This is a genomic window from Methylobacterium sp. AC433, from assembly GCF_979253015.1.
Genome location: NZ_CEEDBN010000006.1, coordinates 166,625 through 188,656 on the forward strand (window position 1 = coordinate 166,625; position 22,032 = coordinate 188,656).

The window sequence follows — 22,032 nt, forward strand, 5'->3', positions numbered from 1 at the left end:
GCCGCCTCAGCGCGTCCGGCGCGGCATCCGGAACGGCAGCATCAGCCGCACCAGCGGATTTGTGTAACGTGAGAGTGACAGACTCTCGTGCATCGGCCGGACCGCCTCGCCGCGTATGGTCGACCGAATACACGAGCGCGCGTAGAACGGCGTATCCTCGAAAGTCCGCGCGACCTCGACACGTTCGTCGTCGCTGCGCGTGTCGCGCGGCATGCGCCAGAACCGCGTCGGCGGCAGCGCGACCCGCCGCGGCGGATCGATGTCCCGGGGCGTTCCGTCGGCGGCGAAGCACAGGGTCAGCTCCTGCCGGGTGCCGTCCGTCCGGTTCACGTCGTAGAGGATCGCCGCCCCGTCGCGCAGGTCGGCCCGGCACCAGGTCCAGTCGCGAAAGGCCGCCTCGAGCGCGGTGTCCCCGTGGTTGGTGTCGAAGTAGGCGGTCCCGCTCCAGGCGATCCCGGGCTCCTCCAGGGCCACCTCCACGGGCGACGAGGGCGCCATCGGCCACCAGCGGTGCTGGCCCTGCGCATCGAGGTGATGCGGTCCCGGCGTGAAGCCGGGCGGCCGCAGCCTCACCGTTCCTCGAACCCGCGAGGGGATCGGCGCCGTCACCTCGTCGAGGCGGATCGTCAGCGTGGTCCCGTCCCACGACAGGCCGCTCGGCCCGATCTGGATGTGGTCGGCATCGCGGCTCAGGCTCGCGCGGCCGCGCTCGGTCATGCAGAAGCGGTTGGCCCGCTCCCCGTAGAGCACGACATTGACGGCGCAGTGGTTGAAGGGGTCGCGGGTCGGATCCCAGGCGTAGTAGGGCGAGAAGACGCTTCCGATGAAGGCGATGATGGTGAGGCCCTGGCGTCCGTCCTCGCTCAGGGCATCGACGTACCACCAGACGTAGCCGTCGCGATCCACCCGCGTATCGAAGCGCGGGCGCCACTCCGGTCCCGCAGCAGGCTGTCCGCCGCGATCCGCCCGGACTGCGCCGCCATCGGCACCCCCGGCCCCGGATGCACGCTCCCCCCTGCGAGGTAGAGGCCCGGGATCCGCGTGCGGGCGCCCGGGCGCTTGAACGACGCCATCCAGCCGTGGGACGCCCGCCCGTAGAGCGCTCCTGCCGATCCCGGGAACAGGCGCGCGAACTCCGCCGGTCCCGTCGTCACCGGCTCCGCGGTCTCCGAGAAGGTCAATCCGCTCGCGCTCAGGCGCCGCCGCATCGTGGTCACGCATGTCTCGATCTCCGAGGGGCTGAAGGTCCGGGCCGGGGCGTTGACGAGGCAGAGCAGGCGCTCGGACCGGCCCGACGGCGCATGCGCCTCGTTCCGGTCCTGCGCGCAGACATAGACGGTGGGATCGTCCGGCAGGTGTCCGGCTCGGATGCGGGCGAACTCGTCCGCGTAGTCGCCGGAGAAGAACACCGTGTGCCGTGACAGCGGAAAGCCGTCGGCACGCGCCTGCAGGCACAGCGTGACCGCCGAGAGCGAACGGTCGGCGGCCGGAACGGATTCCGCTGCCCGGGCCGCGTCGCGTCCGAGCAGGCCGTCGGCCAGGGCCGCCACGTCGGCGTTGCAGACGACGGCATCGGCCGGCAACCGCTCGCCGTCGTCGAGGTCGACGCCGAGGACGCGGCCCCCCTGCAGGGCGATGCCACGGGCCGCGGTTCCGTAGCGGAATCCCGCGCCGCGCTCCGCCGCCAGCTCGGCCACCGCGCCGGCGAGCCGGCTGAGGCCGCCGGCCACGTGCCAGACGCCCTGGCTCTCCACATGCGCCACCAGCATCAGGGTCGCGGGCGCCGCGAAGGGCGACGAGCCGCAATAGGTCGCGTAGCGGCCGAAGAGCTGTCTGAGGCGCGGATCGGCGAAGTAGTCGCCGAGCGCGCGCCAGAGAGTTGTGAAAGGCTGGATCCGCCAGAGGTCGCCCATCCCGGACAGCCCCGCCCGGCGCGTCAGGTCGATCGGGCTCGGGCGTTCGCCGCGGATGAACGGCCCTTCCAGGGTGGCGTAGACCTCGGCGGCCCGGGCACGGAAGCGACGGTATCCGTCGCGCTCACGCGGCCCGGCGAAGTCCGCGATCGCCGCCTCCGAGGCTTCCGGGTCTGCGTGGAGATCCAATCGCTCGCCGGGCCCCCAGGCATGACGGGCCAGGATCGCGGCCGGCTCCAGCCCGACATGGGCGGCGAGGTCGGCGCCGCACTCGGCGAAGATCTCCTCAAAGACCCAGCGCATGGTGAAGACGGTCGGCCCGGCATCGACGGCGGTATCGCCCACCGGAACGCGGCGCATCTTGCCCCCCGGTCGCTGGCCGGTCTCCAGCACCGTGACGTCGAGCCCAGCAGCGGCGAGCTTCAAGGCCGCCACGAGCCCCCCGATTCCGGCGCCGATGATGACGACCTTCACGCAGGTTTCTCCGTCATGCGGTTCTGTCTTGACGACTGTCAATAAATACTGACAGTTTGTCGTAGCAAGTACAAGTGACACAGGAGAGACGGCCATGGACGCCAACCGTCGCATCGAGCAGGCCCTCGACGCCGCCGTCGCTCATCTCGAGGCGCCCGGTGCTCCGCCAAGGCTCGCAGAATCGATCCGCTATGCTGTCTTCCCAGGTGGACACCGGATCCGTCCGCGTCTCTGTCTCTCGGTGGCTCGCGCCTGCGGTGACGACGATCCGTCAGCCTCGGACGCGGCGGCCGCGGCGATCGAACTGCTGCACTGCGCTTCGCTGGTGCACGACGATCTGCCCTGCTTCGACGATGCGCCGCTCCGGCGCGGCCAACCCTCGGTCCATGCGGCGTTCGGCGAGCCTCTGGCGGTGCTGACGGGGGATGCGCTGATCGTCTCGGCCTTCGAGACCCTCGCGCGCGGCGCGGCGCGCAGCCCCAAACGTCTGGCCGCATTGGTCGGGCTTGTCGCCCGGGCCGCCGGCTCGCCGTCCGGAATTGCCGCGGGCCAAGCCTGGGAATCCGAACCGACCGTCGCGCTCACCGAATACCAGCAGGCCAAGACCGGGGCCCTGTTCGCCGCTGCGACGGTGACGGGTGCGGCCGCGGCCGGCGCACCGTCGCTGCCCTGGCGGCTCCTGGGGGAATGCCTCGGGGAAGCCTATCAGGTGGCCGACGACCTGCGCGATGTCGCCTGTCGCCAGGAAGAGGTCGGCAAGCCCGTCGGTCGCGACTCGACGCTCGGCCGACCGAACGCCGCTGCACTTCTCGGCATGGGTGGAGCGCTGGCGCGCCTGAAGCGCCTCGTGCGCGAGGCCGTCGAGGTGATTCCCGACTGTCCCGGCGCTGAGATCCTTCGTGCCGAGATCGTGGCGCAGACACGCCTCTTCCTTCCCACGAGCCTTGCGCAGGAACTGGCCTGACGTGGCGCGTAGCGCCGCACTCGATCCCCAGGTGCCGCTCGGCAGCGGCAGGCTCCGCGCCCGATGGTATGCCCTGCGGGCCCGCATCGTGGCCGACCCGCGGTTCCAGCGCTGGGCCGCCGGCTTCCCGCTGACGCGACGCATCGCGCGTTCGAATACGCGAGCGCTGTTCGATCTCTGCGCCGGATTCACCTACTCGCAGACGCTCCTCGCCTGCGTCCGCCTGGACCTCTTCGGCCTGCTCTCGAGTGGACCCATGTCCGAGCCAGCCCTGGCCGCCCGCATGGGGCTATCCTCCGAGGCTGCCGCGCGACTCCTCAAGGCGGCGGCCTCGCTGCGCCTGATCCGGCGTCTGCCGGATGGCCACTACCTTCTGGCGGATCTCGGTGCGGCCTTGGTGGGCAATCCGTCGATTGGCCGAATGATCGAGCACCACGCCCTGCTCTACGACGACCTGCGCGATCCCGTTGCACTCCTGCGCGGGGAAGCGGGGCGGACGCGTCTGGCGGGCTATTGGCCCTATGCGGGTGAGGATGGGGCCGCCCTGCAGCCAGACGCGGTCGCGCCCTACAGCGGTCTGATGTCGGCGTCACAGGCCTTGATTGCCGAGGATATTCTCGATGCCTACCCGATGCGGCGCCACGCCTGCCTGATGGATGTCGGCGGTGGCGAAGGCGCCTTCCTTGCTGCGGCCGGCCGCACGGCCTCTGCCCTCCGGCTCCGATTGTTCGACCTGCCAGCGGTCGCCCGACGCGCGCAAGGACAGTTGACCCGGGCCGGCTTCGACGGCCGCTTCGAGACCTTCGGCGGCAGCTTCCTCTCCGATCCCCTGCCGCCTGGCGCCGACGTCATCACCCTGGTGCGGATCGTTCACGATCACGACGACGCGACCGTTCGGATCCTGCTTCGGGCCGTCCGGGACGCGCTGCCGCCGGGCGGCCGCCTGGTTCTCGCCGAACCGATGAGCGGTACGCCGGGCGCCGAACAGATCACCGATGCGTATTTCGGCTTCTACCTCCTGGCGATGGGCAGCGGGCATTGCCGCACCCGTGAAGAACTGACCGCGCTGCTTCGCGAGGCCGGATTCGGGCAGACCCGCGAGATTTCCACGCGGCGCCCGCTCCTGGCCCGACTTCTGGTGTCCACGCAATAAGACATCCTGTAATGTAAGTTTGGCTTGACGTTCAAAAGTGTCTATCTAGGATGACATAACAGGTTCGACGCGAAACGAACCGAGTCGGTGGATCAGGGGGAGGGCAGGCTCGATGCAGACGAACGCCGTCGTCCTCCACGATCCCGGCAAGCTCAGCATCGAGAGCTTGGTGCTCGACGATCCCACCGCGGTCGACGCCGTGGTCGCCGTGCGGTGGAGCGGAATCAGCACCGGAACCGAGCGCCTGCTCTGGACGGGCCGGATGCCCCCGTTTCCCGGCATGGGGTACCCATTGGTGCCCGGCTACGAATCCGTCGGCGAAATCGTGGAAGCCGGGGCCGACAGTGGAGTTCGAGTCGGACAGACGGTGTTCGTCCCCGGCGCCCGCTGCTTTGGCCCGGTGCGCGGGTTGTTCGGCGGGGCGGCCTCACATCTCGTCAGTGCCGGTGACCGGCTGGTTCCGATCGACGACGCGTTGGGCGAGCGCGGAACCCTGATCGCGCTGGCCGCCACCGCACGCCATGCCCTCGCAGGCATCGATCTACAGCGTCCCTTCTTGATCGTTGGCCATGGCGTCCTCGGGCGTCTCGTCGCTCGGATCGCAGGGGCACTCGGCGGGAACCCCCAGGTTTGGGAAACCAATCCCGTCCGCCGCTCGAGCGGCGATGCCTATCCGGTCGTCGCTCCCGATGCGGATGCCCGGCGGGACTACGGGACGATCCTCGATGTCAGCGGCGATCCCGCGATCCTCGATACAGCCGTCGCGCGCCTCGCCCAGGGCGGCGAGATCGTCCTCGCCGGATTCTACGAGGGCCGGCTGGGATTCGATTTTGCTCCGGCCTTCCTGCGCGAGGCCCGCATCCGCGTCGCTGCCCAGTGGCGGCCGGAGGACCTCACGGCGACCCTGGCGCTGATCGCTGCGGACCGCCTCTCCCTCGACGGCCTCGTCACTCATCGGCGCCCGTCCACAGACGCTCCTCACGCCTATCGCACGGCCTTCGGCGAGCCCGAGTGCCTGAAGATGATCCTGGATTGGAGAGCCGCATGAATATGCAGCTGAACGGCGCAGCCCTGAAGGCCTCGGAGGCGCTCCGCGCGGAGGCCGGCATCGAACCGGATCCCGTACCGGTGAAGGCCACCAAGGAGACGCAGATCATCGCGATCTACGGCAAGGGCGGTATCGGCAAGTCGTTCACGCTGGCCAACCTCAGCTACATGATGGCTCAGCAGGGCAAGAAGGTCCTGCTCATCGGGTGCGACCCGAAGAGCGACACCACCTCATTGTTGTTCGGCGGACGCGCCTGCCCGACGATCATTGAGACCTCGACCAGGAAGAAGCTCGCCGGCGAGCAGGTCGCGATCGGCGACGTGTGCTTCAAGCGCGATGGCGTCTACGCCATGGAACTCGGCGGGCCCGAGGTCGGGCGTGGCTGCGGCGGACGCGGCATCATCCACGGCTTCGAGCTGCTGGAGAAGCTCGGCTTCCACGAGTGGGGCTTCGACTACGTCCTCCTCGACTTCCTCGGCGACGTGGTCTGCGGAGGCTTCGGCCTCCCGATCGCCCGCGACATGTGCCAGAAGGTCATCGTCGTCGGTTCGAACGACCTGCAGTCGCTCTACGTCGCCAACAACGTCTGCTCGGCGGTGGAATACTTCCGCAAGCTCGGCGGCAACGTCGGTGTCGGCGGCCTCGTCATCAACAAGGACGACGGAACCGGCGAGGCCCAGGCCTTCGCGGCAGCGGTCGGCATCCCGGTCCTGGCCTCGATCCCGGCCGACGACGACATCCGCAAGAAGAGCGCGAACTACGAGATCATCGGCCGGCCCGAGAGCCCCTGGGGCTCGCTGTTCGCCGATCTTGCGCAGAACGTCCACGAGGCGGCCCCGAACCATCCGACGCCTCTCAGCCAGGACGGGCTGTTGGGCCTGTTCAAGGGCGAGGCCGTCGGCCGCGGCGTCACCCTGGTACCCGCCACCTTCGAGGACATGTGCGGCACGACGCAGATCGTGAAGCCATCCCTCGAAGTCGTCTACGACGAGGTCTGACGCATCATGGCCGTCACCCTCGACATCGCCGATCTCCGCGCCCGTAAGGAGCGTCCGGCTTCGAGCCTGGCCCCGGTGCCGTCCGCTTCGGCCGAGGTCGTGAACCTTGCGGCCGTGAAGGGGGATGGCCTCGGCTGCCATTCCGGCAAGGACACGATGCGGGCGGCCGCCGAGGCCGCCGGCATGTCCGACACCCTGGAGCAACTCCGGAAGGACTATCCGACCGGCCCGCACGATCAGCCCCAGAGCATGTGCCCGGCCTTCGGCTCGCTCCGGGTCGGCCTGCGGATGCGCCGCACGGCGACGATCCTCTCCGGCTCGGCGTGCTGCGTCTACGGCCTGACCTTCACCTCGCACTTCTATGGCGCCAAGCGGAGCGTCGGCTACGTGCCCTTCAACTCCGAGACCCTCGTTACCGGAAAGCTGTTCGAAGATATCCGCGAAGCGGTTTTCCAGGTGGCCAAGCCCACCGAGTACGACGCGGTTGTCGTCATCAACCTCTGCGTGCCAACGGCCTCTGGCGTGCCCTTGCGCCTGTTGCCGAAGGAGATCGACGGAGTCCGCATCATCGGGATCGACGTTCCCGGCTTCGGGGTCCCCACCCATGCCGAGGCCAAGGACGTCCTGGCCGGCGCGATGCTGAAGTTCGCGCGCGCCGAGGCCGAGCAGGGACCCGTCCAGGCGCCCCGCACCGGCCGGGCCGAGCGCCCGACCGTGGCCCTCCTCGGCGAGATGTTCCCCGCCGATCCGGTCGTCATCGGTGGACTTCTGGAGCCGCTGGGCCTGAGTGCCGGTCCCGTGGTGCCCACACGGGAATGGCGCGAGCTCTACGCGGCGCTCGACTGCACCGCCGTGGCGGCGATCCACCCCTTCTATACCGCTTCGCTCCGCGAGTTCGCCGCGGCCGGGCGGCCGATCGTCGGCTCGGCACCCGTCGGGCACGACGGCACCGCCGACTGGCTCGATCGCATCGGTGAGGCCTGCGCCGTGCCGCGCGCCACCGTGGAGGCGGCTAAGAACCGCATCCTGCCCATGATCACGGGTGCGCTCGCTGCCAACCCCATTCGGGGGCGGATCACGCTGTCAGGCTACGAAGGCTCCGAACTGCTGGTCGGCCGCCTCCTTGTGGAGAGTGGTGCGGATCTCGCCTATGTGGGCACCGCCTGCCCACGCACCCCCCATTCGGAGGCCGACCGGGACTGGCTCGAGGCCCGTGGCGTCACGGTTCGCTACCGGGCGTCCCTCGAGGACGACCTCGCGGCCCTGATGGATGTCCGACCCGACCTCGCCATCGGCACGACGCCGGTGGTGCAGAAGGCCAAGGCGCTCGGTATTCCCGCTCTCTACTTCACCAACCTGATCTCGGCCCGTCCGCTCATGGGCGTGGCAGGAGCCGGCTCCCTCGCCAAGGTCATCAATGCCGCGCTGGGCAACCGCGCGCGCTTTGATGCCATGCGGGATTTCTTCGACGGTGTCGGCGAGGGCCACGCCGCCGGCATTTGGGAAGACGTGCCGAAGCTCCGTCGAAACGTCGCTTCCGCGGTACGAGCGAAGCCCGCCCACGATCCGATCGGGGAGATGGTCTGATGCTCGTCCTCGATCACGACCGGGCGGGCGGCTACTGGGGCGCCGTCTACGTCTTCACCGCCATCAAGGGGCTGCAGGTCGTCATCGACGGTCCGGTGGGCTGCGAGAACCTGCCGGTGACCTCGGTGCTGCACTACACCGACGCGCTGCCGCCGCACGAACTGCCCATCGTGGTCACGGGCCTCGCCGAGGAGGAACTCGGCCGCCACGGCACCGAGGCCGCGATGAAGCGGGCACACGCCACCCTCGACCCGGCTCAGCCGAGCGTGGTCGTCACCGGCTCCATCGCCGAGATGATCGGCGGCGGCGTGACGCCGGAGGGCACCAACCTTCAGCGCTTCCTGCCGCGCACCATCGACGAGGACCAGTGGCAGACCGCCGACCGGGCCATGTCCTGGCTCTGGCAGGAATACGGCGCCAAGCGCTTCGCCAAGAAGGGCATTCCGGCCCGACCGGAGCGCCAGGAAGGCGTGAAGCCGCGGGTGAACCTGATCGGGCCCGCCTACGGCACCTTCAACATGCCCTCGGATCTGGCCGAGATCCGCCGCCTGGTGGAAGGCATCGGCGCCGAGGTGAACCTCGTCTTCCCCCTCGGCTCGCACCTCGCCGACGTGCCCGCCCTCGTGAACGCGGACGCCAACATCTGCCTCTACCGCGAGTTCGGCCGCCTGCTCTGCGAGGCCCTGGAGCGTCCCTACTTCCAGGCGCCCATCGGCATCCATTCGACGACGCGGTTCCTGCGTGCTCTCGGCGAGGCACTCGGCCTCGATCCCGAGCCGTTCATCGAGCGCGAGAAGCACACCACGATCAAGCCGATCTGGGATCTCTGGCGCTCGGTGACGCAGGATTTCTTCGGGACGGCGAGCTTCGGGATCGTGGCCTCGGAGACCTATGCGCGGGGTGTCCGGCACTTTCTCGAGGACGAGATGGGGCTGCCCTGCCACTTTTCGGAGTCTCGCAAGGCCGGTGCGAAGACCGACAACGCCGCCATTCGCGAGATGATCGCGAAGAATCCGCCCTTGGTCCTTTTCGGGTCCTTCAACGAGCGGATGTACGCGGCCGAAGCGGGCGCCCGCGCCGTGTTCGTGCCGGCCTCCTTCCCCGGAGCGATCATCCGGCGGCACACCGGCACACCCTTCATGGGCTTCGCCGGCGCGACCTACCTCGTCCAGGAGGTCTGCAACGCGCTCTTCGACATGCTCTTCCACATCCTGCCGCTCGCGCGCGACATGGACAAGGTCGAGGCGACTCCGGCGCGCCTCCACCGCGAGCTGCCCTGGGACGAGGCCGCCCGCGCCCGTCTCGACGAGCTCGTCGAGGCCCATCCCGTGCTGGTGCGGATCTCGGCGGCCAAGCGCCTGCGCGACGCGGCCGAGCACGTCGCCCGGGTCGAGGGCGGAACGCGTGTCGTCATCGGCCATGTCGAGCGCGCCCGCGCCGAAGCCAGCCTGGGAGCCGCCGCATGAGCGCGCCTTCCGGCCTCAATCCCCATTCCCTTTCCGGCTGGTACGGCGCGGCGCCGTCCAGCTGGTCGATGCCGACCCCGCGCGTCCCGAACCGGATGCGTCCCGCCGCGGAACGCCAGGAGGAGACCCATCCCATGCAACGTTCGCTGAATCCGGTGTCGCGCCTGCATCAGGACGAGGTCCAGTTTCGGATCATCCTGGCCTCCACCTATCCCTTCTTCTTGGTCGCCGCGCTCGCGCAGCGCGTGATTCCGCAAGCCAAGAGCACATTGCCGCAGCAGCGACGCTCGGTCTTCGCGGAGGCGCGGGCCATGGCCGTCTCGGCGATCCCCTTCGTCTTCATGGGGTGACCCCCCAGGGAGGATCCGTAGTTCCGCTGCGGCGCCCCCCTGACCTGATTTGCCCTCGGGTCGAGGCACTATGCCCGCCCCCAATCGACCTCCCGTCCGAACAGGCGGGAAGGACCGCCGAAGCCGCGCCGCGCGGCCGCAGGCGCACCCCGCCGTCTCCCGTCCCACGGGCGCGGCTAGTCAAAGCGGAGGTTTGAACCGATGGCCAATGGCATTGTCGAGAAACCGAGCAGCCTGTCCGGGCTGACGGAACCGGAAGCCAAGGAGTTCCACGCGATCTTCTTGACGAGCTTCATCATCTTCACGGCGATCGCCGTGGTCGCCCACATCCTCGTGTGGCTGTGGCGCCCGTGGCTGCCCGGACCGAAGGGCTACGCCGCCCTCGAGACGGCGGCCCAGGGCGTCGTCTCCCTGCTCTCCTGAGAAGGACCCTCATCATGCACAAGGTCTGGCTTCTCTTCGATCCGCGCCGCACCCTGGTGGCGCTCTTCACCTTCCTGTTCATTCTGGCGCTGCTGATCCACTTCATCTTGCTCAGCACCGACCGGTTCAACTGGCTGGAAGGCCCCAAGGCGCCGCGCGCGGCCAATGCGCAGACGCTGGTTCTCCCGACGATGCCCGCCTGATCAGGCCGGCATCGAAAGCAGAGTACCTCGAAAACGGATGATCGGCGGGCTGGCCACGAGCCACCCGTCGACCATCGCCGACAAGTCTGGTGATGGGCCTGGGAGGTCGCGATGGCGATGCTGAGTTTCGAACGAAAATACCGCGTCCGCGGCGGCACGCTGGTCGGCGGAGATCTGTTCGATTTCTGGGTCGGGCCGTTCTATGTCGGCTTCTTCGGCGTCACGACGCTATTCTTCTCGGTGCTGGGCACGGCCCTGATCATCTACGGCGCGGCGCTCGGGCCGACCTGGAACATCTGGCAGATTAACATCGCGCCCCCCGACCTCAAATACGGGCTCGCTCTGGCGCCTCTCCAGGAGGGCGGCCTCTGGCAGATCATCACCTTCTGTGCGGTGGGCGCCTTCGCCTCCTGGGCCCTGCGGGAGGTCGAGATCTGTCGTAAGCTGGGCATCGGCTACCACGTGCCCTTCGCCTTCTCGGTCGCGATCTTCGCCTATGTCACGCTGGTGGTGATCCGGCCGCTGCTGATGGGTGCCTGGGGGCACGGCTTTCCCTACGGCATCCTCTCCCATCTCGATTGGGTTTCGAACACCGGCTACCAGTATCTGCACTTCCACTACAATCCAGCGCATATGCTGGCGGTGACGTTCTTCTTCACGACAACGCTGGCGCTCTCGCTCCACGGCTCATTGATCCTGTCCTCCACCAATCCTGGCAAGGGCGAGGTGGTGAAGACCCCCGAGCACGAGGACACCTTCTTCCGCGACACCATCGGCTACTCGATCGGAACCTTGGGCATCCACCGGCTCGGCCTGTTCCTGGCCTTGTCGGCCGGGTTCTGGAGTGCGGTCTGCATCGTCATCAGCGGTCCGATCTGGACCCGTGGCTGGCCCGAGTGGTGGGGCTGGTGGCTCAATCTCCCGGTCTGGCGCTGATCTCGAAAATGGGAGGCTCGTGACACCATGGCCTACTACCAGAACATCTTCTCCGAAGTTCAGGTCCGCCCGATCTCGCCGGACCTCGGCATCCCGGTCGACTCGAACAGGCGCTGGGGCACCCCGTTCAACTCCTACCTGTTCGGCCTCATCGGCAACGCCCAGGTCGGACCGATCTATATCGGCTATCTCGGGGCACTCTCCTTCGCCTGCGGCCTGATCGCCTTCGAGATCATCGGCCTCAACATGTGGGCGAGCGTGAATTGGGATCCGATCCAGTTCGTGCGCCAGCTTCCCTGGCTGGCCCTCGAACCGCCGCGACCGCAATACGGCCTGCGGGTCCTGCCGCCCCTGGCCGAGGGCGGGTGGTGGCTGATCGCCGGTTTCTTCCTCACCGCCTCGGTACTGCTCTGGTGGCTGCGCCTGTTCCGCCGGGCCAAGGCGCTCGGCCTCGGCTATCACGTGCCCTGGGCCTTCGCCTCTGCGATCTGGCTGTTCCTGGTCCTCGGCTTCATCCGGCCGGTGCTGATGGGGTCCTGGAGCGAGGCAGTGCCCTTCGGCATCTTCCCGCACCTCGACTGGACCGCCGCCTTCTCACTGCGCTACGGCAACCTGTTCTACAATCCCTTCCACATGCTCTCGATCGTCTTCCTCTACGGGTCGACCCTGCTCTTCGCGATGCATGGCGGGACCATCCTTGCGGTGAGCCGCTTCGGTGGCGAGCGTGAGATCGACCAGATCGTCGACCGCGGGACCGCCACCGAGCGCGCCGCCCTGTTCTGGCGCTGGACCATGGGCTTCAACGCCACCATGGAATCGGTCCACCGCTGGGCCTGGTGGTTCGCGGTCCTGACGACGCTCACCGGCGGCATCGGCATCCTGCTCACCGGCACCGTCGTCGACAACTGGTACCTCTGGGCGGTCAAGCACGGCGTCGCCCCGTCCTATCCGCAGGTCTATCCGCCCGTCATCGATCCGTTGAGCGTGTCGCCCACCACCATTCCCGGGGGAGCTCCATGAAGACCTTCTTCACCGTCCTCGGAGCCTCCATCGCCTTCTTCCTCACGGTGGCGATGGTGGGGTTGACCGACTGGGATCGACCGCCGCTGGCGGTCCATCAGAACGGCTTTCGCGGCACCGCGATGGCGCAGGTCCATACCCGCGAAGGCGTCGAGGAAACCAAGGCGGCCAACCTCGCGCCGGCTCCCGCCGATCCGGCCGAGCCCGGCGAGGAACTCGCCGGCACGACCTACGAGAACGTCCAGGTTCTCAAGAACGTCAGCGTCAATGAATTCAATCGGCTGATGGCTTCGATGACCGAATGGGTCAGCCCCGAGCAGGGTTGTACCTATTGCCACAACACCGAGAACATGGCCGACGACAGTCTCTATCAGAAGAAGGTCGCGCGCCGGATGCTGCAGATGACGCAGCACATCAACAGTTCCTGGAAGGAAAACCACGTCGGCGGCGCCGGTGTCACCTGCTACACCTGTCACCGCGGGCAGCCGGTGCCGGCCAACATCTGGTTCACCCAGCCGGGTCCCAACCGGCCCGGCGGCTTCATCGCCCGCAACAACGGGCAGAACATGGCCGCACCCTCGGTCGGCCTGGCTTCGTTGCCCTACGATACCCTCACCGAGTATCTCGCAGACAAGAACATCGACAACAACGCGATCCGGGTGAATGCGACGACGGCGCTGCCGACGACGAAGGGCAAGCCGATCCAGGATGCCGAGAAGACCTACGGATTGATGATCCATATGTCGGAAGGCCTCGGGGTGAACTGTACCTTCTGCCACAACACCCGGGCGATCTCGAACTGGTCGCAGAGCACGCCGCAGCGGACCACCGCCTGGCATGGCATCCGGATGGTGCGGGACATCAACGGCAACTATCTCGAGCCGCTGCTGTCGACCTTCCCGCCGAACCGCCTCGGCGCCCTCGGCGACGTTCCGAAGGTCAATTGCACCACCTGCCACAACGGTGTCAGCAAGCCGCTGAACGGGGCTCACGTGATCGATGCCTATCCGGAACTCGCGAAATCCACCGAAACCGCGAGTGCGGCTGACCCCAAAGCGCCCGAAACCATAGCTCCGATGCAGCAACCGGTGCCTGCACCGCAATAGACAGAGCCGTTGCATATAGAGCGAGAAACGCCGCTGGGACCAACCCAGCGGCGTTTCGATATTCTGACGTTCAGGATGGTGAAGGTCGGCGAAGACCTCTTCCGTCTTACTTCTTGGTCGCCAGGTAGGCGATCACGTCGTCGATTTTCTTGTCGTCGGGATAGCCGGCGAAGACCATTTTGGTCCCAGGCACCTTGGCCTTCGGGTTCTTGAGCCACTCGTGCAGGTTGGCCTCGTCCCAGGTGATTCCGGACCCCTTGAGGGCGGCCGAATAGGTGTAGCCTTCCTCGGAGGCTGCCTTGCGCCCGACGACGCCCGTCAGGTTGGGCCCGACACCATTCTTGCCGAATGCATGGCAGGCCTTGCAGGGCGCGAACGCCTTCTCGCCCGCTGCGGCATCGCCCTCTGCGTGCGCTGCCATCGGGAGCAGGGCGGCGAACAGGGCACCGAAGATCGTATACCGCATGGAGTTTCCTCTCAGATCACTTTGGTGACCTGACATACGTAAAGCGCGACACCCGAAAGTAATCCGAACGAACACGGCGTTCACGGCAACGTGATGAGATTGGATCGGATTAATTCGGACCTTCGTATGGTCGCCGATGGGCTCGATCCCTACCCTAAACAAATAGTGCGCAATCGATCGCATTGGGTGGAGCGATGCCGATCCAGCCGTCCGATGTCTGTCAGTTTCTCGATCGCTCTGGATGGAGCCAAGCGCGCCTTGCCTGGGAACTCGGCATCAATCAGCCGCGGATCTCGCGCTTCATCACCGGTATGAAGAGGCCGAACCGCGAGCTGGAGCGCGTGCTGGAGGTATTCTTCACCGAGGATCCGCGGGCCCGAAAGGCCTCGCGGAGGAACCGGACGGCGCTTCGAAACCCCGACGGCACGGGACCCGGTCTCCCGTAGAGCGGCGCCGGCACCGTACGCCATCCATGCCGTTCCGGTATCGATCCATCCAGTCTTTGAGTTGGACGGGCGGCAGAAACGCGCCGTAGCCTTCGTCTTGCAAACGGTCGCCGAGGTCCCGCCAGGGCGCCGACGAGAATGACCGATGTCCACCGAGGCGAAGACCGGGTGGTCCGCTCTCAGGGAGAGACGCCATGGGCGCCGGTCTGGTCATGACCGCGGCGAAGCGGAGCCGTGTACGGCTCCTCATCGTCATGATGCTGTTTATCGCCACCACCATCAACTATGCCGACCGCGCGACGCTCTCGATTGCCGGTCCGTCGCTCGCCAAGGATCTCGGCCTCGACGCCGTCTCCATGGGTTATGTGTTCTCGGCCTTCGCCTGGTCCTACGTTCTCGCCCAGCTGCCCGGCGGATGGCTCCTCGACCGCTACGGCGCCAAGTGGGTCTATGCCGCCGCCATCTTCCTGTGGTCGACCTTCACCCTGATGCAGGGGGCAGTGGGCTTCTTCACCGGCTTCGCCGCGGTCGCCGTGCTGTTCAGCCTGCGCTTTCTCGTCGGCCTGGCCGAAGCCCCCGTGTTTCCGGCCAACGCGCGCATCACGGCGGCGTGGTTTCCCACCTCCGAGCGCGGCACCGCTTCGGCCTTCTTCAACTCGTCGCAATACTTTGCGACGGTGCTGTTCACGCCCCTGATGGGCTGGGTGGTGCACCATTACGGCTGGCACCATGTCTTCACGCTGATGGGTGCCCTCGGCATCGCCTTCGCTCTGCTCTGGACCCAGGTGATCCATGGGCCGAAGGAGCACCCGGCGATCAACCAAGCCGAGCGCGACTACATCGAAGAGGGTGGGGCCCTGCTCGACATGGACGGGCATGGGGCCGGTGCGCAGGCGAATACAGGCAGGACGATCAAGCAGCTTCTCTCGAACCGCATGTTCTTGGGCATCTATATCGGTCAGTACTGCATCACCACGCTGACATACTTCTTCCTCACGTGGTTCCCGGTCTACCTCGTGAAGGAACGCGGCCTGTCGATCCTGCAGGCCGGCTTCGCCGCGGTGCTGCCGGCGCTCTGCGGCTTCATCGGCGGCATCCTGGGGGGCTGGCTCTCCGATTTGCTGCTCAAGCGCGGCTACTCGCTGACCGCCTCACGGAAAATCCCGATCGTCGGCGGTATGCTGCTCTCGATGAGCATCATCGGCTGCAACTACGTCCAGGCAGATGCGGTGGTGATCGGCCTGATGGCTCTGGCCTTCTTCGGCAAGGGCATCGGGGCTCTCGGCTGGGCGGTGGTCTCCGACACGTCGCCACGCTCCACCGGCGGTCTGAACGGTGGCCTCTTCAACACCTTCGGGAACACCGCCGGCATCACCACGCCGATCGCCATCGGCTACATCGTCCAGCAGACCGGGTCGTTCAACGGCGCCCTGGTCTTCGTCGGCCTGAACGCACTCGTTGCGGTGTTCTGCTATCTCGTCATCGTCGGTGAGATCAGACGCGTGGAACTGCGCTAGACGGCGCCTTTTCTTCGGACCGGCATGGAACCGCGGCCGTGGGGAACCCGGCGGCCGCATCGTCGCTGCGAGGCGTGATGCTCGATTTCGGCCAACTCCGCTGCTTCGCCGCCGTCGCGGAGGAGCTGCATTTCGGCCGGGCCGCCGCTCGGTTGAACATGACCCAGCCGCCGCTGTCGCGGCAGATCCAGGTTCTGGAACGGGTTCTCGATGTCCAGCTTCTCGATCGGACAAGCCGTTCGGTACGGCTCACCGCCGCCGGACGCAGCTTCCTGCCCGAAGCGCTGCGAATCCTGAGACTCGCAGAAACGGCGACCTATGTGACGCGTCAGGTCGCTGCCGGACGAGCAGGCGTCCTCAAGCTCGGGTTCACCGCGGCCTCGGCCTACGATTTCCTGCCGCGCCTCGTCATCGCCTGCCGAAGCGCGATGCCGGAGGTGACCCTCTCACTGCGCGAGATGGTGACCAAGGATCAGATCGAGGCGATCCTCTCGGGGCAGATCGATGCAGGCTTCATCCGCCCGCCCATCAACCATCCCGAACTCGAAGCCGAGCAGGCGCTTGCCGAGCCGCTGGTCGTCGCGCTGCCGGCGGATCATGCTCTGGCCGACCGAACGACCCTCGGACTCGAAGATCTTCGCAGCGAGTCCCTCGTGGGCTACGCGCCACATGAGGCGAGTTACTTCCACGATCTGCTGATCGGTCTCTTCGCCGGAGCCGGCCTGCAACCGCACGTCGTCCAGCAACTCACCCAGATCCACTCGATCCTGGCCCTGGTGCGCGCCGGTATCGGGATCGCCCTGGTCCCGGCGGCGGCCGAGCGCCTGCGCTTCGAGGGCATCGACTTTCGGCCTCTCGCCCTTGCGGTCCCCCGACCGGCCGAGCTTCACTTGGCCTGGAAGCGGGATAGCGACGTCCCGCTCCTGACTCATCTGCGCGCGCTCCTGGGGGAGCTGAGCTGAGACGGACCGGCGATCGATGCGATGTCGGCATCGATCGATCCACCCTTTGGCTTGGACCGGCATCGTCGGGATTTCTAGAACTCTGGACGCCAGACGGTGCGCAGACGCCGCGGCAGTTGGTTCGGGAGAACGCTCATGGCCTTCGATTCGACAGCCCCATCACCGCAAGGCGCCTCCCGCCCTCCGACCGTGACCGCCATGAAGGTGGTGCCGGTCGCCGGTCGCGACAGCATGCTGCTCAACCTGAGCGGCGCCCACGGCCCGTTCTTCACGCGCAATCTCGTCATTCTCTCCGATTCCACCGGCGCCACGGGCCTGGGCGAAGTGCCCGGCGGCGAGCGCATTCGCCAGACGCTCGAGGATGCCCGCGACCTCATTATCGGCCGGCCGATCGGCGATTGGCAGGCGGTGCTCAACGCGATGCGTACGCGTTTCGCCGATCGCGATGCCGGTGGCCGGGGTCTCCAGACCTTCGATCTGCGCGTGACCATCCACGCCGTCACGGCTGTCGAATCCGCTTTCCTCGATCTGCTCGGGCAATTTCTCGACGTACCGGTGGCTGCCCTTCTCGGTGAGGGCCAGCAGCGCGACGCCGTCGAGATGCTGGGCTACCTTTTCTACATCGGCGACCGCCGCCGCACCGAGCTTCCCTACCGGGAGCCGGAGCACCGCGATGGCTGGTTCCGCCTGCGCGACGAAGAGGCCCTGACTCCCGACGCGGTGGCACGCCTCGCGGAGGCCGCTTACGAGATCTACGGCTTCAACGATTTCAAGCTGAAGGGCGGCGTCCTGTCCGGCGAAGAGGAGATCGCGGCGGTGACCGCGATCCACGAGCGCTTTCCGAAAGCACGCGTCACCCTCGATCCGAACGGCGCCTGGTCGCTGAGGGAGGCGATCGCGTTGTGTAAGGGCCGAGGCGACGTGCTCGCCTACGCGGAGGACCCCTGTGGCGCCGAGGATGGATTTTCCGGCCGCGAGATCATGGCCGAGTTCCGGCGTGCCACCGGCCTGCCCACCGCGACGAATATGATCGCTACCGACTGGCGGCAGATGAACCACGCCATCCAACTTGGCTCGGTCGACATTCCGCTGGCCGATCCGCATTTCTGGACTCTCGCCGGATCGGTCCGCGTCGCCCAGCTATGCCGCGACCACGGGCTGACCTGGGGGTCGCATTCGAACAACCACTTCGACGTGTCGCTGGCGATGTTCACGCACGTGGCCGCCGCCGCGCCCGGCCGGGTCACCGCCATCGACACTCACTGGATCTGGCAGGACGGCCAGCGCCTGACGAAGGAGCCCCTGCAGATCAAGGGCGGCCTCGTGAAGGTGCCCGCGCGTCCAGGCCTCGGGATCGAACTCGATTGGGCCGAGGTGGAGGCCGCGCATGCGCTCTACCAGCGCCACGGCCTCGGCGCCCGCGACGACGCCGCGGCGATGCAGTTCCTGATTCCCGACTGGACCTTCGACAACAAGCGCCCCTGCCTCGTCAGATGATCCTTCCGTCCACGCGGACCGCAAAAATCTTGGAGACGCGACGATGACCGACATCCTCACCAACCGGTTCAAGTCGGCCCTGAACGCCGGAGAGCAGCAGATCGGCCTGTGGTGCAGCCTCGCCAGCCCGATCTCGACCGAGGTCGTCGCCGGTTCCGGGTTCGACTGGCTGCTCCTCGATATGGAGCACTCGGCCAACGACCTGCGCGACGTCTATGCGCAGGTGCAGTCGATGATGGAGAGCCGGGCCCACGCGATGGTCCGGGTGCCGAGCGACGAGCCCATCACCATCAAGCGCATTCTCGACACCGGCGTGCAGTCGCTGATGATCCCCAACATCGACGATGCCGACCAGGCGCGCCGCGCCGTCGCCGCGACGCGCTATGCCCCGCGCGGCGTGCGCGGTTTCTCGCAGGCACCCCGGGCCGCCCGCTTCGGCCGCATCCCCGATTACCATGCTCGCTGCGAGGCGGAGATCTTCGTCGCGGTGCAGATCGAATCGCGCCGCGCCCTGGACAACCTGGAGGAGATCGCGGGTGTCGAGGGCGTCGACGGTGTCTTCATCGGACCCGGCGACCTCTCCACCAGCCTCGGCTACCTCGGCCAGCAGAACCATGCCGACGTCGTCAATGTGGTGCAGGAAACCATCGCCCGCATCCGCGGCAGCGGCAAGCATGCCGGCATCCTCACCGCCAACGAGGAACTCGCCCATCGCTACATCGAGGCGGGCACCCGCTTCACCGCCGTCGGTTCGGATATGGGTCTGCTCGCCCGCACATCCGAAGCGCTCGCCACACGCTTCCGCTGACGCAAGCACCTGGGAGACAGATATGAACGTCGGATTCATCGGCCTCGGGATCATGGGCGCGCCCATGGCCGGCCACCTCATCGCTGGCGGACACAGCCTCGCCCTCAAGACTCGCCGGCAGGTACCCGAGGCCTTGGTCTCGGCCGGCGGTAACGCCTGTGCGACCGCCGCCGAGGTCGCGGAGCGCTCTGACGTCGTCATCCTGATGCTGCCCGACACACCCGACGTCGAGGCCGTGCTGTTCGGCGGGGACGGCGTCGCCGAGGGCGTCAAGCGCGGGGCGGTGGTGGTCGACATGAGCTCGATCTCGCCCATCGCGACCCGTGACTTCGCGGCGCGCCTCGCCGAGAGAGGCGTGGAATACCTCGATGCGCCAGTCTCGGGCGGCGAGGTCGGTGCGAAGAATGCCGCGCTCTCGATCATGGTCGGAGGCAAGGCGGACGCCTTCGAGCGGGTGAAGCCGCTCTTCGACCTGATGGGCAAGACGGTGACGCACGTGGGCGACACCGGCGCGGGCCAGGTCGCCAAGGTCGCGAACCAGATCATCGTTGCGCTGACGATCGAGGCGGTGGCCGAGGGGCTGCTCTTCGCCTCGAAGGCCGGAGCCGATCCGGCCAAAGTCCGTCAGGCGATCACCGGCGGCCTCGCCACCTCGCGCATCCTCGAACTGCACGGCGAGCGCATGATCAAGCGGACCTTCGATCCAGGCTTCCGCATCGCCCTGCATCAGAAGGATCTGAACCTCGCCCTGGAAGGCGCCAAGTCCCTCGGCCTCGCCTTGCCCGGAACGGCGCTGGCCCAGCAGCTCTTCTCGGTCTGTGCCGCCAACGGCGCCGGCGACAAGGACCATTCCGCCCTCGTGCGCGCCCTCGAAATCATGGGCAACCATCCGGTGGCGGAGTGCTGACCACCCTGAGCCTTCGCCCGGTCAGGTCCGGGCGAAGGCCGCCGCGTCGGCCACCTGCGCAGGCGTCGGCGTCACGCCGGTGTAGCGGATGAACTGCTCGAGGCCCTGTCGCACGAGCACCGCGTGCCCCGTGATGCAGGACTTTCCCAGACGCTCCGCGGCGATCAGGAACGGTGTCCGCGAGGGTAGGGCGACGACATCGAAAGCGATCGAAGCGGCGACGATCATCGGTTCCGGGAATGCGAGAGTCGCGGCATCCGGGCCTTCCATCCCGAGCGGTGTCACGTTGATGAGGAGCGGCGCCATCCGGTCGCCAAGCTCGGTCGCGTGGGCGAATCCGTATCGTTCCGCCAGGGCAGCACCCGCCGCGCGGTTGCGCGCGACGATCGTCCCGTCCCGAAAGTCGGCGTCGCGCAGGGCTGCCACGACCGCTTTGGCCATGCCGCCGGACCCGCGCAGGAGGAAGCGCGTCGCTGGATCGATGCCATGCTGCGCCAGCAGGCTACGCACGGCGACGTAGTCGGTGTTCGAACCGGTGAGCTGGCCGCCATCGTTCACGATGGTGTTGACGCTGTCGATCGCCTGCGCGGAGGGATCAAGGGCGTCGAGGAGGGGGATCACCGCTTCCTTGAACGGCATCGAGACCGCGCAACCGCGGATGCCGAGGGCGCGGATTCCGGCGACCGCTCCCGGCAGCTCGTTGGTGGCAAAGGCCTTGTAGACGTAGTCGAGCCCGAGAAGTGCGTAGAGCCGATTGTGGAACCGGGAGCCGAAATGCCCCGGTCGCGCCGACAATGACATACACAGGGTTGTGTCGCGTCCGATCGGCGGACGCCGGGGGAGGGCTTCGACCCTGCGATCCGCGTCGTCGACCACGCTCAGGGCTCGAGCTTCGCGAAGAATTTCGGGTTCAGGGCCGCGAGGGCGAGGAGGGGCGGGGGCATAATGACGCCGGCCACCCGCATGGCACGAGCCGCCGCGCGGCAAGCGACTTGGTCGTTCGCTCCAGCCGCCGCATCGAGTTGCGCCATGACAGCCGGATCGGGTTTAGGGCTCGGAGCGGTGGCACCCGGCGGTGGCGGCGACTTGGCGGCAGCATTGGCCTGCACAAGGACAGCCTTTCCGTCGCTGACGGGCGCCCGTGTGTCACTGGTCGGAGCCTTCGTATCGGCGTTTGCCGGTCCGCTCAGACCGGATTTCTGCTGCGGATCACCACCGGCCGCCGACGGTTGTCCGTCGCTTTTGCCCGAGGCATTCGATACGGCTGTCGCCTGCTTCGGAGGCGTCGCGGCCTCCTGCTTCTTCTCCTCGGGCTTCTGCACGAAGGCGACCAATTCTTTGCACAGGTTCGCCGGCCCCTGCGAAACCTGCGCGGGCGCCGCGTCCTGGGCGTAGGCCGCGGGCGCCAGCACGGAACTCGACAGCAGCAGCGCGGCGATGGGCAGGTGTCGGATCATCTGCGGTCCCCTGAAGTCCGGGCTCTTGGTTCGGTGCGAGATCGTAGGAGGATCAGGACCGCTTCGGATGTGACGGCTCGCCGGTCGCCTTGCCGTGAGCCGACTCGCTGGTGTCGTTGGTCCGCGGATCGCCGTTCCATTTCTCGCCGACCAAGTTCGTGCCCGGCTCCGACACGCGGGCGCCGGATGTCGCGAAGGCCTGGTAGGCGAACTTCTGATTGCTCGTCAGCGCGTACATGGCGACGACGCCGAGCCCGATGGCCGCGATGACGGCGAGGATGAAGGCTTTCATGATTGGGTTCCTCGTTGCCGTCCCGGCATCCTCAGGTAG

At 67.4% G+C, this 22,032-nt stretch carries 23 protein-coding genes; 17 read left to right on the forward strand and 6 right to left on the reverse strand.

Annotated elements, in window-relative coordinates:
* Window positions 1–6: 6 nt before the first annotated feature.
* Entirely contained in the window at window positions 7–906 is a 900-nt protein-coding gene (locus AC0IWM_RS11680; protein WP_471755108.1) for a carotenoid 1,2-hydratase, read from the reverse strand.
* Window positions 864–2,387, reverse strand: a complete 1,524-nt coding sequence (gene crtD, locus AC0IWM_RS11685; RefSeq protein WP_471755110.1) for a 1-hydroxycarotenoid 3,4-desaturase CrtD — start codon at window positions 2,385–2,387, stop codon at window positions 864–866. Before crtD ends, AC0IWM_RS11680 begins: the two co-directional genes overlap by 43 nt.
* A 94-nt stretch (window positions 2,388–2,481) precedes the next feature.
* Between crtD and AC0IWM_RS11690 the strand changes: the two genes are divergently transcribed.
* The 12 genes from AC0IWM_RS11690 (at window position 2,482) to pufC (ending at window position 13,641) form a co-directional block, all read left to right on the forward strand.
* Complete coding sequence (locus AC0IWM_RS11690; protein ID WP_471755112.1) at window positions 2,482–3,351, forward strand: polyprenyl synthetase family protein; 870 nt, start codon at window positions 2,482–2,484, stop codon at window positions 3,349–3,351.
* 31 nt (window positions 3,352–3,382) lie between these two features.
* On the forward strand, window positions 3,383–4,504 hold the full coding sequence (locus tag AC0IWM_RS11695) for a methyltransferase (protein WP_471755258.1): 1,122 nt from the start codon (window positions 3,383–3,385) through the stop codon (window positions 4,502–4,504).
* 112 nt (window positions 4,505–4,616) lie between these two features.
* Entirely contained in the window at window positions 4,617–5,552 is a 936-nt protein-coding gene (bchC, locus tag AC0IWM_RS11700; protein WP_471755114.1) for a chlorophyll synthesis pathway protein BchC, read from the forward strand.
* Window positions 5,549–6,550 (forward strand): chlorophyllide a reductase iron protein subunit X, encoded by a 1,002-nt coding sequence (locus tag AC0IWM_RS11705; RefSeq protein WP_471755116.1) that lies wholly within the window; start codon window positions 5,549–5,551, stop codon window positions 6,548–6,550. The genes bchC and AC0IWM_RS11705 overlap by 4 nt, the downstream gene beginning before the upstream one ends.
* A gap of 6 nt (window positions 6,551–6,556) precedes the next feature.
* A complete protein-coding gene (gene bchY / locus AC0IWM_RS11710) occupies window positions 6,557–8,137 on the forward strand; it encodes a chlorophyllide a reductase subunit Y (RefSeq protein ID WP_471755118.1) in 1,581 nt (526 codons plus the stop codon).
* Window positions 8,137–9,603, forward strand: coding sequence for a chlorophyllide a reductase subunit Z (gene bchZ / locus AC0IWM_RS11715; RefSeq protein ID WP_471755120.1), 1,467 nt, complete (start codon window positions 8,137–8,139; stop codon window positions 9,601–9,603). The genes bchY and bchZ overlap by 1 nt, the downstream gene beginning before the upstream one ends.
* Window positions 9,604–9,737: 134 nt before the next feature.
* Entirely contained in the window at window positions 9,738–9,953 is a 216-nt protein-coding gene (locus AC0IWM_RS11720; RefSeq protein WP_056467693.1) for a hypothetical protein, read from the forward strand.
* Window positions 9,954–10,154: 201 nt separating this feature from the next.
* Window positions 10,155–10,376: a light-harvesting antenna LH1, beta subunit gene (pufB, locus tag AC0IWM_RS11725; protein ID WP_055956020.1), complete on the forward strand. Its 222-nt coding sequence runs from the start codon at window positions 10,155–10,157 to the stop codon at window positions 10,374–10,376.
* Between the two features lie 14 nt (window positions 10,377–10,390).
* Entirely contained in the window at window positions 10,391–10,579 is a 189-nt protein-coding gene (gene pufA / locus AC0IWM_RS11730) for a light-harvesting antenna LH1, alpha subunit (protein WP_018043293.1), read from the forward strand.
* A 111-nt stretch (window positions 10,580–10,690) separates the two neighbouring features.
* Entirely contained in the window at window positions 10,691–11,515 is an 825-nt protein-coding gene (pufL, locus tag AC0IWM_RS11735; RefSeq protein ID WP_471755122.1) for a photosynthetic reaction center subunit L, read from the forward strand.
* Window positions 11,516–11,542: 27 nt separating this feature from the next.
* Window positions 11,543–12,535: a photosynthetic reaction center subunit M gene (gene pufM, locus AC0IWM_RS11740; RefSeq protein WP_471755124.1), complete on the forward strand. Its 993-nt coding sequence runs from the start codon at window positions 11,543–11,545 to the stop codon at window positions 12,533–12,535.
* Window positions 12,532–13,641 carry a photosynthetic reaction center cytochrome PufC gene (gene pufC, locus AC0IWM_RS11745; protein WP_471755126.1) on the forward strand — a complete coding sequence of 370 codons (1,110 nt, stop codon included), beginning with the start codon at window positions 12,532–12,534 and terminating at the stop codon, window positions 13,639–13,641. The genes pufM and pufC overlap by 4 nt, the downstream gene beginning before the upstream one ends.
* Window positions 13,642–13,747: 106 nt before the next feature.
* Here pufC and AC0IWM_RS11750 read toward each other — a convergent pair whose 3' ends face one another.
* A complete protein-coding gene (locus tag AC0IWM_RS11750; RefSeq protein ID WP_447676386.1) occupies window positions 13,748–14,107 on the reverse strand; it encodes a c-type cytochrome in 360 nt (119 codons plus the stop codon).
* 640 nt (window positions 14,108–14,747) lie between these two features.
* Between AC0IWM_RS11750 and AC0IWM_RS11755 the strand changes: the two genes are divergently transcribed.
* The 5 genes from AC0IWM_RS11755 to AC0IWM_RS11775 all read left to right on the forward strand — a co-directional run bounded on the left by AC0IWM_RS11755 (window position 14,748) and on the right by AC0IWM_RS11775 (window position 20,244).
* Window positions 14,748–16,070: an MFS transporter gene (locus tag AC0IWM_RS11755; protein ID WP_471755128.1), complete on the forward strand. Its 1,323-nt coding sequence runs from the start codon at window positions 14,748–14,750 to the stop codon at window positions 16,068–16,070.
* A 77-nt stretch (window positions 16,071–16,147) separates the two neighbouring features.
* Entirely contained in the window at window positions 16,148–17,032 is an 885-nt protein-coding gene (locus tag AC0IWM_RS11760) for a LysR family transcriptional regulator (protein ID WP_471755130.1), read from the forward strand.
* Window positions 17,033–17,167: 135 nt separating this feature from the next.
* Window positions 17,168–18,529: a glucarate dehydratase gene (gene gudD / locus AC0IWM_RS11765; protein WP_471755132.1), complete on the forward strand. Its 1,362-nt coding sequence runs from the start codon at window positions 17,168–17,170 to the stop codon at window positions 18,527–18,529.
* A gap of 43 nt (window positions 18,530–18,572) precedes the next feature.
* Window positions 18,573–19,337 (forward strand): HpcH/HpaI aldolase family protein, encoded by a 765-nt coding sequence (locus AC0IWM_RS11770; protein ID WP_471755134.1) that lies wholly within the window; start codon window positions 18,573–18,575, stop codon window positions 19,335–19,337.
* Between the two features lie 22 nt (window positions 19,338–19,359).
* Complete coding sequence (locus tag AC0IWM_RS11775) at window positions 19,360–20,244, forward strand: 2-hydroxy-3-oxopropionate reductase (protein WP_471755136.1); 885 nt, start codon at window positions 19,360–19,362, stop codon at window positions 20,242–20,244.
* Window positions 20,245–20,265: 21 nt separating this feature from the next.
* On the opposite strand, the gene AC0IWM_RS11780 is transcribed toward AC0IWM_RS11775, so the two are convergent.
* Genes AC0IWM_RS11780 through AC0IWM_RS11790 form a run of 3 tightly spaced genes read right to left on the reverse strand, consistent with a single transcriptional unit; the run spans window position 20,266 to window position 21,993 of the window.
* Window positions 20,266–21,120, reverse strand: coding sequence for a shikimate 5-dehydrogenase (locus tag AC0IWM_RS11780; RefSeq protein WP_471755260.1), 855 nt, complete (start codon window positions 21,118–21,120; stop codon window positions 20,266–20,268).
* 2 nt (window positions 21,121–21,122) lie between these two features.
* Window positions 21,123–21,701, reverse strand: coding sequence for a hypothetical protein (locus AC0IWM_RS11785; RefSeq protein WP_471755138.1), 579 nt, complete (start codon window positions 21,699–21,701; stop codon window positions 21,123–21,125).
* A 52-nt stretch (window positions 21,702–21,753) separates the two neighbouring features.
* Complete coding sequence (locus tag AC0IWM_RS11790; protein ID WP_056467730.1) at window positions 21,754–21,993, reverse strand: hypothetical protein; 240 nt, start codon at window positions 21,991–21,993, stop codon at window positions 21,754–21,756.
* Window positions 21,994–22,032: the final 39 nt, after the last annotated feature.

Coding starts and splice junctions, on each gene's coding strand:
- AC0IWM_RS11790 (WP_056467730.1), bottom strand. CDS start 21,993: ATGAAAGCCTTCATCCTCGCCGTCATCGCGGCCATCGGGCTCGGCGTC.
- pufC (WP_471755126.1), top strand. CDS start 12,532: ATGAAGACCTTCTTCACCGTCCTCGGAGCCTCCATCGCCTTCTTCCTC.
- AC0IWM_RS11775 (WP_471755136.1), top strand. CDS start 19,360: ATGAACGTCGGATTCATCGGCCTCGGGATCATGGGCGCGCCCATGGCC.
- AC0IWM_RS11705 (WP_471755116.1), top strand. CDS start 5,549: ATGAATATGCAGCTGAACGGCGCAGCCCTGAAGGCCTCGGAGGCGCTC.
- pufB (WP_055956020.1), top strand. CDS start 10,155: ATGGCCAATGGCATTGTCGAGAAACCGAGCAGCCTGTCCGGGCTGACG.
- bchC (WP_471755114.1), top strand. CDS start 4,617: ATGCAGACGAACGCCGTCGTCCTCCACGATCCCGGCAAGCTCAGCATC.
- pufL (WP_471755122.1), top strand. CDS start 10,691: ATGGCGATGCTGAGTTTCGAACGAAAATACCGCGTCCGCGGCGGCACG.
- AC0IWM_RS11760 (WP_471755130.1), top strand. CDS start 16,148: ATGCTCGATTTCGGCCAACTCCGCTGCTTCGCCGCCGTCGCGGAGGAG.
- AC0IWM_RS11690 (WP_471755112.1), top strand. CDS start 2,482: ATGGACGCCAACCGTCGCATCGAGCAGGCCCTCGACGCCGCCGTCGCT.
- pufA (WP_018043293.1), top strand. CDS start 10,391: ATGCACAAGGTCTGGCTTCTCTTCGATCCGCGCCGCACCCTGGTGGCG.
- gudD (WP_471755132.1), top strand. CDS start 17,168: ATGGCCTTCGATTCGACAGCCCCATCACCGCAAGGCGCCTCCCGCCCT.
- AC0IWM_RS11755 (WP_471755128.1), top strand. CDS start 14,748: ATGGGCGCCGGTCTGGTCATGACCGCGGCGAAGCGGAGCCGTGTACGG.
- AC0IWM_RS11720 (WP_056467693.1), top strand. CDS start 9,738: ATGCAACGTTCGCTGAATCCGGTGTCGCGCCTGCATCAGGACGAGGTC.
- pufM (WP_471755124.1), top strand. CDS start 11,543: ATGGCCTACTACCAGAACATCTTCTCCGAAGTTCAGGTCCGCCCGATC.
- bchZ (WP_471755120.1), top strand. CDS start 8,137: ATGCTCGTCCTCGATCACGACCGGGCGGGCGGCTACTGGGGCGCCGTC.
- AC0IWM_RS11770 (WP_471755134.1), top strand. CDS start 18,573: ATGACCGACATCCTCACCAACCGGTTCAAGTCGGCCCTGAACGCCGGA.
- AC0IWM_RS11750 (WP_447676386.1), bottom strand. CDS start 14,107: ATGCGGTATACGATCTTCGGTGCCCTGTTCGCCGCCCTGCTCCCGATG.
- AC0IWM_RS11785 (WP_471755138.1), bottom strand. CDS start 21,701: ATGATCCGACACCTGCCCATCGCCGCGCTGCTGCTGTCGAGTTCCGTG.
- bchY (WP_471755118.1), top strand. CDS start 6,557: ATGGCCGTCACCCTCGACATCGCCGATCTCCGCGCCCGTAAGGAGCGT.